At 63.7% G+C, this 13657-nt stretch carries 12 protein-coding genes; 10 read left to right on the forward strand and 2 right to left on the reverse strand.

Annotated elements, in window-relative coordinates:
• Positions 1–92 precede the first annotated feature (92 nt).
• From mnmG to CEW83_RS15075, 4 genes are all read left to right on the forward strand, one after another.
• The gene (gene mnmG / locus CEW83_RS15060; protein ID WP_108950064.1) at positions 93–2003 is read left to right on the forward strand and encodes a tRNA uridine-5-carboxymethylaminomethyl(34) synthesis enzyme MnmG; all 1911 of its coding nucleotides are present in this window, start codon (positions 93–95) and stop codon (positions 2001–2003) included.
• Positions 2000–2671 carry a 16S rRNA (guanine(527)-N(7))-methyltransferase RsmG gene (gene rsmG / locus CEW83_RS15065; RefSeq protein ID WP_108950065.1) on the forward strand — a complete coding sequence of 224 codons (672 nt, stop codon included), beginning with the start codon at positions 2000–2002 and terminating at the stop codon, positions 2669–2671. Before mnmG ends, rsmG begins: the two co-directional genes overlap by 4 nt.
• Positions 2672–2770: 99 nt before the next feature.
• On the forward strand, positions 2771–3541 hold the full coding sequence (locus CEW83_RS15070) for a ParA family protein (protein WP_108950066.1): 771 nt from the start codon (positions 2771–2773) through the stop codon (positions 3539–3541).
• A gap of 49 nt (positions 3542–3590) precedes the next feature.
• Entirely contained in the window at positions 3591–4442 is an 852-nt protein-coding gene (locus tag CEW83_RS15075) for a ParB/RepB/Spo0J family partition protein (protein ID WP_108950067.1), read from the forward strand.
• 44 nt (positions 4443–4486) lie between these two features.
• Here CEW83_RS15075 and CEW83_RS15080 read toward each other — a convergent pair whose 3' ends face one another.
• Together CEW83_RS15080 and CEW83_RS15085 are read right to left on the reverse strand one after the other, a co-directional pair.
• On the reverse strand, positions 4487–7270 hold the full coding sequence (locus CEW83_RS15080; RefSeq protein ID WP_108950068.1) for a DUF2339 domain-containing protein: 2784 nt from the start codon (positions 7268–7270) through the stop codon (positions 4487–4489).
• Positions 7271–7291: 21 nt separating this feature from the next.
• Entirely contained in the window at positions 7292–9172 is a 1881-nt protein-coding gene (locus CEW83_RS15085) for an MFS transporter (protein ID WP_108950069.1), read from the reverse strand.
• Between the two features lie 375 nt (positions 9173–9547).
• Here CEW83_RS15085 and CEW83_RS15090 point away from each other — a divergent pair, with 375 nt between their 5' ends.
• Genes CEW83_RS15090 through atpA form a run of 6 tightly spaced genes read left to right on the forward strand, consistent with a single transcriptional unit; the run spans position 9548 to position 13640 of the window.
• A complete protein-coding gene (locus CEW83_RS15090; protein WP_108951451.1) occupies positions 9548–9889 on the forward strand; it encodes an ATP synthase subunit I in 342 nt (113 codons plus the stop codon).
• A 2-nt stretch (positions 9890–9891) separates the two neighbouring features.
• A complete protein-coding gene (gene atpB, locus CEW83_RS15095) occupies positions 9892–10737 on the forward strand; it encodes a F0F1 ATP synthase subunit A (protein WP_108950070.1) in 846 nt (281 codons plus the stop codon).
• A gap of 54 nt (positions 10738–10791) precedes the next feature.
• Positions 10792–11037, forward strand: coding sequence for a F0F1 ATP synthase subunit C (gene atpE / locus CEW83_RS15100; protein WP_002925444.1), 246 nt, complete (start codon positions 10792–10794; stop codon positions 11035–11037).
• A 41-nt stretch (positions 11038–11078) separates the two neighbouring features.
• Positions 11079–11552: a F0F1 ATP synthase subunit B gene (locus CEW83_RS15105; RefSeq protein ID WP_108950071.1), complete on the forward strand. Its 474-nt coding sequence runs from the start codon at positions 11079–11081 to the stop codon at positions 11550–11552.
• 3 nt (positions 11553–11555) lie between these two features.
• The gene (locus CEW83_RS15110) at positions 11556–12089 is read left to right on the forward strand and encodes a F0F1 ATP synthase subunit delta (RefSeq protein ID WP_108950072.1); all 534 of its coding nucleotides are present in this window, start codon (positions 11556–11558) and stop codon (positions 12087–12089) included.
• A gap of 12 nt (positions 12090–12101) precedes the next feature.
• On the forward strand, positions 12102–13640 hold the full coding sequence (atpA, locus tag CEW83_RS15115; RefSeq protein WP_108950073.1) for a F0F1 ATP synthase subunit alpha: 1539 nt from the start codon (positions 12102–12104) through the stop codon (positions 13638–13640).
• The last annotated feature ends 17 nt before the right edge of the window (positions 13641–13657 follow it).

Genomic DNA, 13657 nt, shown 5'->3' on the forward strand with positions numbered 1-13657 from the left:
TCGTGGAACATGGGATGCAGGTGCTAGGTTTTTGCGGTACGAAAGCGTAGAATCTCGCCCCTTCCCAAAAGGTTTACTGCGCGGAGCGCGCCATGCTCTATCCCACCCGTTTCGATGTCATCGTGGTCGGCGGCGGTCACGCCGGGACCGAGGCTGCCCTGGCGGCAGCGCGCATGGGCGCGCAGACGCTGCTCCTCACCCACAACATCGAGACCCTGGGGGCGATGAGCTGCAACCCGTCGATCGGCGGCATCGGCAAGGGCCATCTGGTCAAGGAAGTCGATGCGCTCGGCGGTGTGATGGCGCAGGCCACCGACGAGGGCGGCATTCAGTTCCGCATCCTCAATGCCTCCAAGGGGCCGGCGGTGCGCGCGACCCGCGCCCAGGCCGACCGTGTGCTGTACAAGGCGGCGATCCGCAAGCGGCTGGAAAACCAGCCCAATCTGATGCTGTTCCAGCAGGCGGTGGATGATCTCACCGTGGTCGGCGACCGCGTCACCGGCGTCGTCACCCAGATCGGCCTGCGTTTCGAGGCCCCCACCGTGGTGCTGACCGCCGGCACCTTCCTCAACGGCCTGATCCATGTCGGCATGCAGCACTATTCGGCCGGCCGTGCGGGCGACCCCCCGGCGGTGTCGCTCGGCCAGCGCCTCAAGGAGCTCGCGCTGCCGCAGGGCCGCCTCAAGACCGGCACCCCGCCACGGCTCGATGCACGGACCATCGATTTCTCGGTGATGAGCGAGCAGCCGGGCGACAACCCCGAGCCTGTGTTCAGTTTCCTCGGCTCGGTCAGCCAGCATCCGGCGCAGTTGCCGTGCTGGATGACCAGCACCAACGCCCGCACCCACGACATCATCCGCGCCAATCTCGACCGCTCGCCGATGTATTCCGGCGTGATCGAGGGCGTGGGGCCGCGCTACTGCCCGTCGATCGAGGACAAGATCCACCGCTTCGCCGACAAGGACAGCCACAACATCTTCCTCGAGCCGGAAGGACTGACGACGCACGAGATCTACCCCAACGGGATTTCGACCTCGCTGCCTTTCGACGTGCAGCTCGACATCGTGCGCAGCATCCGCGGGCTGGAGAATGCAAACATCCTGCGTCCGGGCTATGCGATCGAATACGACTACTTCGATCCGCGCAACCTCAAGAGCAGTCTCGAGACCAAGTCCATCGGCGGGCTCTTCTTCGCCGGTCAGATCAACGGCACCACCGGCTATGAAGAAGCCGCGGCGCAGGGCTTGCTGGCCGGTGCCAATGCGGCGCTGCAGGTGCAGGGGCGCGAGCCCTGGTGCCCGCGTCGCGACGAGGCCTACCTCGGCGTGCTGGTCGACGATCTCATCACGCGGGGTGTGGCCGAGCCGTACCGGATGTTCACCTCGCGCGCCGAGTACCGCCTCAAGCTGCGCGAAGACAATGCCGATCTGCGCCTCACCGAACGGGGCCGCGAGCTTGGCCTGGTCGATGATGTGCGCTGGGCGGCCTTCTGCGCCAAGCGCGAGGCGATCGAGCGCGAATCCGCCCGCCTCAAGTCGAGCTGGGCGCGCCCGGATGCGATTCCGGCTGAAGACCAGATCCGCGTGTTCGGCAAGCCGCTCGAGCGCGAGTACCGCTACTTCGAACTGCTGCGCCGGCCCGAAACCAGCTATGCGGCCCTGATGAGCCTGCCGGGCGCGCCCGAGCAGCCGGAAGCCGATCTGCAGGTGGTCGAGCAGCTGGAGATTGCGGCCAAGTATCAGGGTTACATCGACCGCCAGGACGACGAGGTGGCGCGTCAGCTGCAGGCCGAGTCCACGCCGCTGCCGCCCACGCTCGATTACTCCGAGGTGCGGGGGCTGTCCAAGGAAGTGCAGCAGAAGCTCAACCTCAACAGACCTGAAACCATCGGCCAGGCCGGACGCATCCAGGGCATCACGCCGGCGGCGATTTCGCTGCTCCTGGTGTGGCTCAAGCGCCGCGATCTGGCTGCGCGTGCGGACGAAGGACGGAAGCTGGCATGAGTGGCGCACTTGCTTCCCACGCCCGCGAACTGAACGAGGGCATCGCGGCGCTCGGCCTTGTGCTGCCGCAGGAAACCGTCGATCGCCTGCTCGCGTTCGGTGAGCTGCTGCTGAAGTGGAACAGGGTCTACAACCTCACTGCCTTGCGCGATCCGCGTGAAGTGATCACCCATCACCTGCTAGATTCGCTCGCCGTGCTGCCCTGGGTGGGCGATCTGGGCAAGCTCGCCGACATCGGTTCCGGCGGCGGCCTGCCCGGCATTCCGCTGGCCATCGTGCGCAGTGGACTGGTGGTGAGCTCGGTGGAAACGGTCAACAAGAAGGCGACGTTTCAGCAGCAGGCCAAGATCGAGCTCAAGCTGGGCAACTTCAGCGTGATCAACGCGCGGGTCGAGCAGGTACAGCCCGATCGCCTGCCGGGCGGCGCGGCCGACGGCGTCATTTCGCGCGCCTTCTCCAGCCTGGCCGATTTCGTCAATCTCGCCGGTCACCTGGTGGCCGAGGGTGGGGCGCTGTACGCGATGAAGGGCGTGCATCCGGCCGATGAGCTTGCCGTGCTGCCTGCCGGATGGGCGCTGAGCGAGGTGCATCCACTCACGGTGCCGGGGCTGGATGCCGAGCGCCACCTGCTGATCATTCGCCGCAGTCCTGCAGGACATGCTGCTTAAATTACGCCCGGCGCGCGTGCTGCGCTGCCGCATTGAACTACACTTGAGGACGCGCACACCGTGTGCGCGTCCTGCAACCGGAAGCTTCTGAACTCGACCATGGCTCGTATTTTCTGTGTAGCCAACCAGAAAGGCGGGGTGGGCAAGACCACCACCTGCGTCAATCTCGCTGCTGCCCTGCATCAGGCGGGTCAGCGCACCCTGCTCATCGACCTCGATCCGCAGGGCAATGCAACCATGGGCAGCGGGGTGGAGAAGCGCAGCCTGACCACCTCCGTCTATCACCTGCTGGTGGGGCTGTCCGGGCTTGCCGACGTGCGCGTCAACTCGTCCACCGGTGGCTACGACGTCCTGCCCGCCAACCGCGACCTCGCCGGTGCGGAAGTCGAACTGGTCAATCTCGAGAAGCGCGAAAAGCGGCTGCGGGATGCGCTCGCGCCCTTCGATGCCGACTACGACTTCATCCTCATCGACTGCCCGCCCTCGCTGTCGCTGCTCACCCTGAACGGCCTGTGCGCCGCGCATGGCGTGATCATCCCGATGCAGTGCGAGTACTACGCGCTCGAGGGCTTGTCCGACCTGGTCAGCTCGATCAAGAAGGTGCACGCCAACCTGAACCGCGATCTCAAGATCATCGGTCTGCTGCGCGTCATGTTCGACCCGCGCGTCACGCTGCAACAGCAGGTCTCGGCCCAGCTCGAGGGACACTTCGGCGACAAGGTGTTCTCCGCCATCGTTCCGCGCAACGTGCGCCTGGCCGAAGCGCCCAGCCACGGCATGCCCGGCGTGGTGTTCGACAAGTCGGCCAAGGGCGCGCAGGCTTACATGGCCTTTGCCGCCGAGATGATCGAGCGCGTAAAGACCTTGTGAGAGACACTGCCCGCCATTCAATGAGCCACTCCAAAACAAAGACGACCGCATGAGCCCACCCAAACTCAAAGGCCTCGGCCGCGGCCTCGATGCATTGCTGGCCGCCAACCGCGAGGATGAATCCGAAAAGGGCGCCTTGCAGACGCTGCCCACCGATGCGCTGCAGCCCGGCAAGTATCAGCCGCGTACGCGCATGGATCCGGGGTCGCTGGAGGAACTGGCGGCCTCGATCAAGGCCCAGGGGGTGATGCAACCCATCCTCGTCCGCCTGGTCGGAGAGGATGAGTACGAGATCATCGCGGGTGAACGGCGCTGGCGGGCAGCACAGATTGCCGGTCTGGACGAGGTGCCCTGCCTGGTGCGCGAGATTCCCGACGAAGCCGCCCTGGCGATGTCGCTGATCGAGAACATCCAGCGTGAAGACCTCAATCCGCTCGAAGAAGCAGGTGGCATCCAGCGCCTGATCGACGAGTTCGCCATGACCCATCAGCAGGCTGCCGATGCGGTGGGGCGTTCGCGTCCGGCCGCCTCCAACCTGCTGCGCCTGCTCAATCTGGCCAAGCCGGTGCAGGAACTGCTGATGGCCGGTGACATCGACATGGGCCATGCCCGCGCCCTGTTGCCGCTCGACGCCGCGAGCCAGATTCAGCTCGCCAACCTGGTTGCCGCCAGACAACTGTCTGTGCGCGATACCGAGCGCCTGGTGCAGCATACGCTGAACCCGCGGCAGAAGAAGGCGGCACAGCCGCTGGACCGCGACCTCGTTCGTCTCGAAGAGGAAATCGCCGACACCATCGGTGCCACGGTGAAGATCAAGGCCAACAAGAAAGGCGCGGGCGAGGTCACGATCCGCTTCGGCAGCCTCGACCAGCTCGACGGCCTGCTCGGTCGCCTGCGCTGAGCGCGTGCGGCCCGGTACCGGGCCGTATCCGTGGGCCGCAGGCCTTAGCCTGCGGCTTCAGCCTGCGCTGCCGCATCCGCTTTGGGCGGCAGCGGCGAGAAGTAGCCCACCACCAGCAACAGCATGCCGGCGCCAATGAAGGACACGATGCGCGTCAGCGTGCCGCTGGCCGCCATGTCCACCACGAAGAGCTTGCACACCACCGCCGCCATCAGGCCGGCACCCGCAAGCCAGGTCGCACGACTTGCGCGGCGGTTGGCGAGCAGCATCAGCCCCAGCCCAAGAATGGCCCAGAACAGCGACAGCGCCGCCTGGGTGGTGTCGTCTCCCAGGAGCTGCGACAGCGTCCACGGGACGCCCGTCATGTGATGCATTGCGCGCAGCAGTGCGGCGTTGGCAGCGATGAAGGCGACCAGCCCGAGCGCGCCCTGCAGGCGGATCAAGGGGCCGGCGACGCTGGTGATCGCGCCCTCGCCCCGGCGCAGCCACCATGCGATGGCGCCAAGTGCGATCGCCAGCGTCAGGTCGAGCGGATTGAGCAGTGGCAGATAGGCGAAGGGGGCCGCGCTGCCGTCGCCATATGAATGGACCCCCAGCGACCACAGGCCCAGCGCGAGTGCCAGTGGGCCTGCAGCCCACAGCTGATAGGCATTCTTCCACGGCCGCATTGGCCAGTTCTCATCCTGTGCCATGCGGGCAATCCCGGCCAGCAACAGTGCAGGCGGAAGCGCATGGGCGGCGAGCTGCCAGCCGTGGCCGACGGCCATGCTGGCCAGTTGCAGGCCGGCTTCCTGCGACAGGGCGAGGGCCAGCACCCACACCCCGGCTGCGTGCGCGAGGGTGAGCACCGGACGATCGAGCCGGCCACCGTCGAGTGCGCGCAGGCTGTAGGCGTGAAGTGCGAGTCCGAGCGGCCATGCAAGCCAGCCGCCGAAGCCCGACGGCGGAACGCCATAGGCAATGGTCTGGCCCAGTGCCAGCATCATGCCGCCGAGCGGCAGCAGGCCGGCGCTGAGCAGGCCTGGCCAGGTCAGCCTGGGCGCCAGCGCGCATGCGAGTGCGCCGCTGAGTGCGAACAGCGCGAGCGCAGCGGCGGGCTGGTAGCCGGTCGCAAGATGGGTGTCGATCTCGGCCCAGGCGCCACCGAGCCACCACAGCCATGCCCAGACCAGCAGCGCATGGGTGATCCGCTGCGACCATTTTGAGGCTTGCGGCTGGCTTGCAGCGAGCCACGCGCTGACGAAACCCGCGCCTGCAATCATCGTGCTGCCAAGAAAAGCGCTGTTCATGACGGGCAGGTTGCGCAGCCCGCTGTGCTGAGCCAGGTCGGCAGCAAACAGCACGCCCGCACCAGCCTGCAACAGCAGACCGCTTGCCGCCGGCAGCCGGCGCTGCTGACGCCGTCCGATCCACCACAGCGCCGCGCCCTCGAGCGCCCAGGCTGCAGCGCTCCAGCGTCCGTCGAATGCAAGTGGAATGGCAAGGCTGAGGAAGGCAATGCCGAGCGCAACGAAGCTGGCGACGAGGAGTTCGAGATCGGGTTTGCGCACGCGCTTCAGCGCCGCTGCCAGCACGAGGTAGAAAACACCCACGGCAGCGGCACTCCAGGCCAGGGCGTAGGGCATGCCGTGCACCAGTGCGGCCTGCAAGCCGAAGCCGACCACCGGGACGCCGAACACCAGGGTGCCGTCGACCGGGTCGCGCAGCGCGGGGGCCTGCTTCCATGCGTAGCTCACCGCGGCCGCAACATACATCAGGAAGAACAGCAGGAGGAAAGGCTCTGTGGTGCTGAAATACCAGGGGTGATAGAAACGCGCGCCCCAGGCGAGACCGATGGCAAAGGTGAAGATGAAGCCGGTCAGGTTGAGTCCGCGCCACGCCTTGCGCCAGGCCAGCAGCAGCACGCCCGCATTGAGCAGGGCGTAATAGGTAAACAGCTGAACGTGGCTGCCACCGCCGGTCGAAGCCAGAATGGGTGCGGCAAAGCCGCCTGCACTGCCGATGATGGCGAGGATCGCGGCGTCCTGGCGGATGGCGAGAAAGGCGGCGACACCGACCAGGGCGAGCATCACCGCGAAGGCGGTGCCCGCCGGCATGATCCCGTACAGGCGCAGCGCTGCAAACGCGGTGAGATAGAGCACGGCGATGCCACCGCCCTGCAGGCTCAGCGCATAGCCCCGACGCACATGGCGCAGGCGCCAGCCGACGGCCCCGAGCGCGATGCCCACGCAGGCGATGCCGGCAAGGCGCAGCTCGGGCGGCAGCATCGCGTTCTCCATCGCATAGCGGACGAGGAAGGCGAGGCCGAAGAACAGCACCAGAATGCCGGTGCGTACCAGCGTGTTGCCGCCGAAGAACCAGTCGCGGCAGCGGGTATAGAGGGCGTCGAGATCGATCTGTGTTGCCGGATCGCTGTTGCGGGCGCCCACTTGCTGCGGGGGCGTGTCGATGGTCCGGGTCGGATCCGCACCCGCCGGATGTGCGGACGCATTGGCTGCGCCCGTGTCCTCCATGACGACGCGCGCGTCCGGTGACGCCGGGAGCTCGGGCGCAGCATCGGCGTGTGATGCTGCGGTGTTCGCCTGTGCGATGCGAGCTGCGGCGGCGCTGGCCGTCGCGCTGCCACGATTCTCGCCCAGCCGCATGTTGAGCGCGTCGAGTTCGCGTTCGAGTGCGGCAATCCTGCCCTCATGGCGGGCCAGCGTCTGAGCGCGCTCCTTGCGCAGGCTCGCAATCATTCCGCCGAGCACTGCACCGAGAAACGCAACACTCACGCCGTCGATCAGGCCCAGCATCGCGCCTGCGGCAACCCACAAGAAAAAACTCATCAAATCATCCTTCTCTTGCCCTCAGCGACGATCGCCGCGCAAGGCGCTTACCTGTTGCTGCAGGTATTCCGGGTGTGCCGCGGCCGGCGGCACCGGGGCGGCTACGGCGAGTTCGATGCGGCTGAAGATTCCGCGTCGCAGCGGATGCGACAGCGCGGGACCGTCCTTGCGCGAGAACGTGCTGCCCCACAGTCCACGCAATGCCATCGGCACCACCGGAACCGGCGTCCGCTCGACAATGCGGCGGATACCCGGACGGAAGGGGCAAAGCTCGCCATTGTCGGTGATCCGGCCTTCCGGGAACACTGCCACCAGGTCGCCGGCCTCCAGCGTCCGCGCGACTTCGTCGAAAGCGCGCTCGAGCATGGAGGGATCGTCCTTTGCCGGTGCAATCGGGATCGCCCCGCTGACCCTGAAGACAAACGACAGCAGCGGCATGGAAAAAATGCGATGGTCCATGACGAAGCGCACCGGCCGCGGGCTTGCGGCCATGATGATCATGGCATCGACAAAGCTAACATGGTTGCAGACCAGCACCGCCGGACCGCTTGCGGGGATGTTCTCAATGCCTTTCGTCCTGAGTCTGTACACCGTGTGAACCAGCAGCCACACCAGAAAACGCAGCGCGAACTCGGGCACCAGGGCGTAGATGTAGAGCGCGACCAGTGCGTTCAGCACGGCGGTGACGAGAAAGAGCTGAGGCACGCTGAAGCCGGCGGCCAGCAGGCCTGCACCCATGCCGGCAGCGACCACCATGAACAGGGCATTGAGGATGTTGTTGCCGGCAATGATGCGTGAGCGGTGGGCCTGTTCGCTGCGGCTCTGAATCAGTGCGTACAGCGGGACGATGAAGAATCCGCCAAAGGTGCCGATCCCGACGAGGTCGAGCAGAACGCGCCACACACCCGGGGTTGAAAGGACTTCAGTCAGTGGCAACGGAGTGCCGCCGGCGACCGCGAGCGGGCTGCTCCACCACAGGTCGAGAGCGAACAGGGTCAAGCCCACGGAGCCGAACGGAACCAGGCCGAGCTCGACCCTGCCGCCCGAAAGCCGCTCGCACAGCAGCGAACCCAGGCCGATGCCGATGGAGAACACGGCAAGCAGCAGCACCACAGCATGCGCGTCGCCGCCGAGCATATCCTTGGCATAGGCCGGAAACTGCGAAAGAAACAGCGCGCCGTAGAACCAGAACCACGACACGCCGAGAATCGACAGGAATACGGTGCGGTTGCGTCGTGTGAACTGGAATCCGCGCCAGGTCTCGGTGATCGGGTTCCAGTTGATGCGAAGCGCGGGCGAGGCCGCAGGTGCGACCGGAATGCCCCGGCTCGAAACATAGCCAAGAATCGCCAGCAGCAGGGCCGTTGCGGAGATCCATGCGCTGCCACCGGCAACGCTGATCAGTACGCCCCCGGCGAGGGTGCCGATCAGGATGGCGACGAAGGTGCCCGACTCGACGAGCGCATTGCCACCGATCAGCTCGTCGGCGGCAAGGTGCTGGGGGAGTATTGCATACTTGACCGGACCGAACAGCGCGGACTGCGCGCCCATCAGGAACAGGCAGACAAGCATCAGCGACAGCGCGTCGAGCACGAATGCAAGGCTTGCCAGCAGCATGACGCCGATTTCGAGCAACTTGGTGATGCGGATCAGGCGGCTCTTCTCATACTTGTCGGCAATCTGCCCCGCCGTGGCGGAGAACAGGAAAAACGGCAGGATGAACAGGCCTGCGCACAGATTCACCAGGATGCCAGGCGAAAGCGACGTATACCGCATCGCCTGAAAGGTCAGCAGTACGACAAGCGCATTCTTGTACAGGTTGTCGTTGAAGGCGCCGAGGAACTGCGTCAGAAAAAATGGCAGAAAGCGTCGCTGGCGCAGCAGCGAAAACTGATGACTCATGCGCACATGCCCTTGTGCTCGAATGCTCCCCGCGCAATGTGTCGTCCCGAAGAACGGTCGGAGCCCGTGCCAGAAAGGCCGCGTTCAATCACTGCTCGCAGGCATCCAGGCATATGATGGACGTCCGTTGCCGATCTGTCCGGCATGGGCGGGTCGATGTGGCGTGGGTAGTCCGGATTCATGGTTTCGTATTCGTGCACTGCATCAAATCCCTCAATGAATGCAATGATTTATCTTATATAAGTGTCGAGCCCGCGAAATCGCCGCGACGTTGTTTTTGCACATGCACGAATTGACTTTACTACGGTTAACCCCTAGTATTGCCGGGATTTTTAGGCGGGCGCGGCTGTGTGCGCGTCGCTTGGTGAGGAACGGATGCACAAGGCAGTCCTGCTGCAACTAGGCGCAACCATTCTGGCAACGGCCATTGCGGCCGTTTTTTTCGGGGTGCGTGGCGCGGTGTCTGCTGCGTCCGGCGGGCTGGCCTGTGTTGTGCCAAGCTGGTTCTTCGCCTGGCGGCTGATGCTGACGACACGTCGCAACGGCACAGCGACTGTGACCGCCTTTGTTGCAGGTGAGTTCATCAAGCTCGCCTCGATTGTCGGATTACTGGGGCTAGTACTTGCCGTTTATGCAGACGTCCATTGGGGCGCTCTCCTGATCGGGCTGGTACTGGCACTGAAAGCGAATTTATTTGCATTTTTGGTAAAGACCTGACTATGGCTGGCAACGCACCCACCGCATCCGAGTACGTCGTTCATCACCTGACGCACCTCAATTCCACTGGTCACGCTCAAGAGAACATCATCGACTGGAGCGTCATCAACCTCGATTCGATGTTCTATTCGATCTCGATCGGCCTGCTCACCGTGTTCCTGTTGTGGCTTGCCGCGCGCAAGGCCACCTCAGGCGTGCCGGGCCGCTTCCAGGGCTTCGTCGAGCTGATGGTCGAAATGGTGGCCGACCAGGCCAAGGGCATCATTCACAGCGCCGAGTCGCGCAAGTTCGTTGCCCCGCTCGCGCTGACCGTATTCGTCTGGATCTTCCTGATGAACGCCATGGACCTGGTGCCGGTCGATCTGCTGCCGCGCATCTGGGAAGGCGTCTATGCATCCGCAGGCGGCGATCCGGCGCATGCCTACATGCGTGTCGTCGCGACGGCCGACCTCTCTGCCACGCTCGGCATGTCCTCCGGCGTGCTGCTGCTGTGTCTTTACTACAACATCAAGATCAAGGGTCTGTCGGGCTGGATTCACGAGCTCTTCACCGCGCCCTTCGGCAGCCACCCGCTGCTGTATCCGATCAACTTCGCGATGCAGATGATCGAATTCGTCGCCAAGACCGTATCTCACGGCATGCGACTGTTCGGCAACATGTATGCTGGCGAACTCATCTTCATTCTGATTGCGCTGCTTGGCTCGACCGCAACCGTGTTCGGTTTCGTGGGTCACGTCATTGCCGGCTCGATCTGGGCGGTCTTCCATATCCTGATCATTACCCTGCAGGCCTTCATCTTCATGATGCTGACCCTGGTGTACATCGGTCAGGCTCACGAAGGTCACTAATCTTTTCTCGCAGTACCTGGTTTTAAACTCAATCACCTTTAGTAAGGAGTTGTCATGGAAAACGTTCTGGGTTTTGTTGCTCTGGCTGCCGGTCTGATCATTGGTCTGGGCGCCATCGGTGCATGTATCGGTATCGGCATCATGGGTTCCAAGTACCTCGAAGCCTCGGCACGTCAGCCCGAACTGATGAACGCCCTGCAAACCAAGATGTTCCTGCTGGCTGGTCTGATCGACGCTGCGTTCCTGATCGGCGTTGGTATCGCCATGATGTTCGCCTTCGCCAACCCGTTCCAGCTTTAATCGGTTCGAGTTCCTCTCAACATACCTGAGGGCCAAGAACAGTGAATTTGAACGCAACTCTGATAGCTCAGCTCGTTGTGTTCTTCATTCTGGCGTGGTTCACGATGAAGTTCGTGTGGCCGCCCATTGTGAAGGCACTTGACGAGCGTGCGAAAAAGATCGCAGACGGGCTGACAGCTGCGGATAAGGCTAAGTCGGATCTGGCACTTGCCGAAAAGAAGGTCGTCGAGGAACTGCGCAAGGCTCGCGAATCCGCGGGTGACGTGCGCGCCTCTGCTGAAAAGCAGGCGAGCCAACTGGTCGACGAGGCCCGTGCCGAAGCCAACCGCATCATCGCCGCCGCACGTGAAGCAGCCGAAGCCGAAGCCGGCACTGCTGCCCAGCGCGCCAAGGAAGCCCTGCGCGACCAGGTCGCCCATCTGGCTGTTGCCGGTGCAGAGAAGATCCTGCGCCGCGAGATCAACACCCAGGTGCATGCCGAGCTGCTTGCCAACCTGAAACAGGAACTGCAATAAGTCATGGCCGAGAATGTCACCATCGCGCGTCCCTATGCCGATGCCGCCTTCGAGCTGGCTCGCGGGGCAGGTGCGCTGGGGCCTTGGTCGGAAGTGCTGGATCGGCTCGCCTCCGTGGCAGCCGACTCCGAAATGCTGGCGCTCTTCAATGATCCCAAGTTTTCCGGCGAACAGCTGAACAAGCTGATGCTGGAAGTTGCTGGTGATCTGAGCGCCGAACAGCAGAACTTCATCCGCGTCCTCGTGGAAGGAGAACGTCTGCAAGTGCTTCCGGAGATCCGTGACCTGTTCGTTGCACTGAAGAACGAACATGAGGGCGTCCTTGAGGCAAAAATCGCCTCAGCCTTCCCGCTTGACGATGCCGCACTGGCTTCGCTGAAAGCTGATCTTGAAGCCCGCTTCAAGACCAAGCTCGACGTGAGTGTCAGTATCGACCCCGAGCTTATCGGTGGGGTCCGCATCGCCATTGGCGACGAAGTGATCGACGCCTCGGTCCGCGGCAAGCTCGCGAACATGGCCGCTGCGCTTAAGAACTAGGAGCATACATCTATGCAACTCAACCCCTCTGAAATCAGTGACCTGATTAAGAGCCGGATCCAGAACCTGCAGCTCGCCGCCACGTCGCGTAACGAGGGTACGGTGGTCTCCGTCACGGACGGTATCACCCGCATCCACGGCCTGACCGACGTCATGCAAGGCGAAATGCTGGAGTTTCCCGGCAACACCTACGGCCTCGCGCTCAACCTCGAGCGTGACTCCGTCGGTGCCGTTGTGCTCGGCGAATACGAGCAAATCACCGAAGGCGACACCGTCAAGGCTACCGGCCGCATTCTCGAAGTGCCTGTCGGCCCCGAGCTGATCGGCCGTGTCGTGAACGCACTGGGCCAGCCGATCGACGGCAAGGGCCCGATCAACGCCAAGCTGACCGACAAGATCGAAAAGGTCGCGCCGGGCGTTATCGAACGTCAGTCCGTCTCCCAGCCGGTTCAGACCGGTCTGAAGTCGGTCGACTCCATGGTGCCGATCGGCCGTGGTCAGCGCGAGCTGATCATTGGTGACCGCCAGACTGGTAAGACGGCCGTCGCGGTTGATGCGATCATCAACCAGAAAGGCCAGAACATGTTCTGCGTCTACGTGGCAATCGGTCAGAAGGCTTCGACCGTCGCCAACGTGGTGCGCAAGCTGGAAGAGAACGGCGCGATGGAATACACCATCGTCGTGGCCGCAACCGCTTCCGAATCTGCTGCCATGCAGTACCTGTCGGCCTATTCCGGCTGCACGATGGGCGAGTACTTCCGCGACCGCGGCATGGACGCGATGATCGTTTATGACGATCTGACCAAGCAGGCCTGGGCCTACCGTCAGGTATCCCTGCTGCTGCGCCGTCCGCCGGGCCGTGAAGCTTACCCGGGCGACGTGTTCTATCTGCACTCTCGCCTGCTCGAGCGCGCCGCTCGTGTGAACGCCGACTACGTCGAGAAGTTCACCAACGGCGAAGTGAAGGGCAAGACCGGTTCGCTGACCGCGCTGCCGATCATCGAAACCCAGGCCGGCGACGTTTCCGCGTTCGTTCCGACCAACGTGATTTCGATTACCGACGGCCAGATCTTTCTTGAGACCGACCTCTTCAACGCCGGTATCCGTCCCGCTATCAACGCCGGTATCTCGGTGTCGCGAGTCGGTGGTTCGGCCCAGACCAAGGTCATCAAGAAGCTCTCCGGTGGTATCCGTACCGACTTGGCGCAGTACCGCGAACTCGCAGCGTTTGCCCAGTTTGCTTCCGACCTCGACGACGCAACCCGCAAGCAGCTCGAGCGTGGTCGCCGCGTGACCGAGCTGATGAAGCAGGCTCAGTACTCGCCGCTGTCGATCTCGGACATGGCCATCACGCTTTACGCGGTGAACAACGGTTACTTCGACGATGTCGACGTGCCGCGCCTGCTGGCCTTCGAATCCGGCCTGCAGCAGTTCGTGAAGACCAAGAACGCTGATCTCGTGAAGAAGATCGCCGACACCAAGGAACTCGACGCCGACGGCGAGAAGCTCCTGGTCGCTGCGATCACCGAGTTCAAGAAGAGCTGGGCTTAACGCTGCGGACGGAGACG

The sequence above is a fragment of the Parazoarcus communis genome (assembly GCF_003111645.1).
Classification (GTDB): Bacteria; Pseudomonadota; Gammaproteobacteria; order Burkholderiales; family Rhodocyclaceae; genus Parazoarcus; species Parazoarcus communis_A.

Bases quoted from the DNA above. Each gene is read 5' to 3' on its own strand.
- mnmG (WP_108950064.1), top strand. From the start codon at position 93: ATGCTCTATCCCACCCGTTTCGATGTCATCGTGGTCGGCGGCGGTCAC.
- rsmG (WP_108950065.1), top strand. From the start codon at position 2,000: ATGAGTGGCGCACTTGCTTCCCACGCCCGCGAACTGAACGAGGGCATC.
- CEW83_RS15070 (WP_108950066.1), top strand. From the start codon at position 2,771: ATGGCTCGTATTTTCTGTGTAGCCAACCAGAAAGGCGGGGTGGGCAAG.
- CEW83_RS15075 (WP_108950067.1), top strand. From the start codon at position 3,591: ATGAGCCCACCCAAACTCAAAGGCCTCGGCCGCGGCCTCGATGCATTG.
- CEW83_RS15080 (WP_108950068.1), bottom strand. From the start codon at position 7,270: ATGAGTTTTTTCTTGTGGGTTGCCGCAGGCGCGATGCTGGGCCTGATC.
- CEW83_RS15085 (WP_108950069.1), bottom strand. From the start codon at position 9,172: ATGAGTCATCAGTTTTCGCTGCTGCGCCAGCGACGCTTTCTGCCATTT.
- CEW83_RS15090 (WP_108951451.1), top strand. From the start codon at position 9,548: ATGCACAAGGCAGTCCTGCTGCAACTAGGCGCAACCATTCTGGCAACG.
- atpB (WP_108950070.1), top strand. From the start codon at position 9,892: ATGGCTGGCAACGCACCCACCGCATCCGAGTACGTCGTTCATCACCTG.
- atpE (WP_002925444.1), top strand. From the start codon at position 10,792: ATGGAAAACGTTCTGGGTTTTGTTGCTCTGGCTGCCGGTCTGATCATT.
- CEW83_RS15110 (WP_108950072.1), top strand. From the start codon at position 11,556: ATGGCCGAGAATGTCACCATCGCGCGTCCCTATGCCGATGCCGCCTTC.
- atpA (WP_108950073.1), top strand. From the start codon at position 12,102: ATGCAACTCAACCCCTCTGAAATCAGTGACCTGATTAAGAGCCGGATC.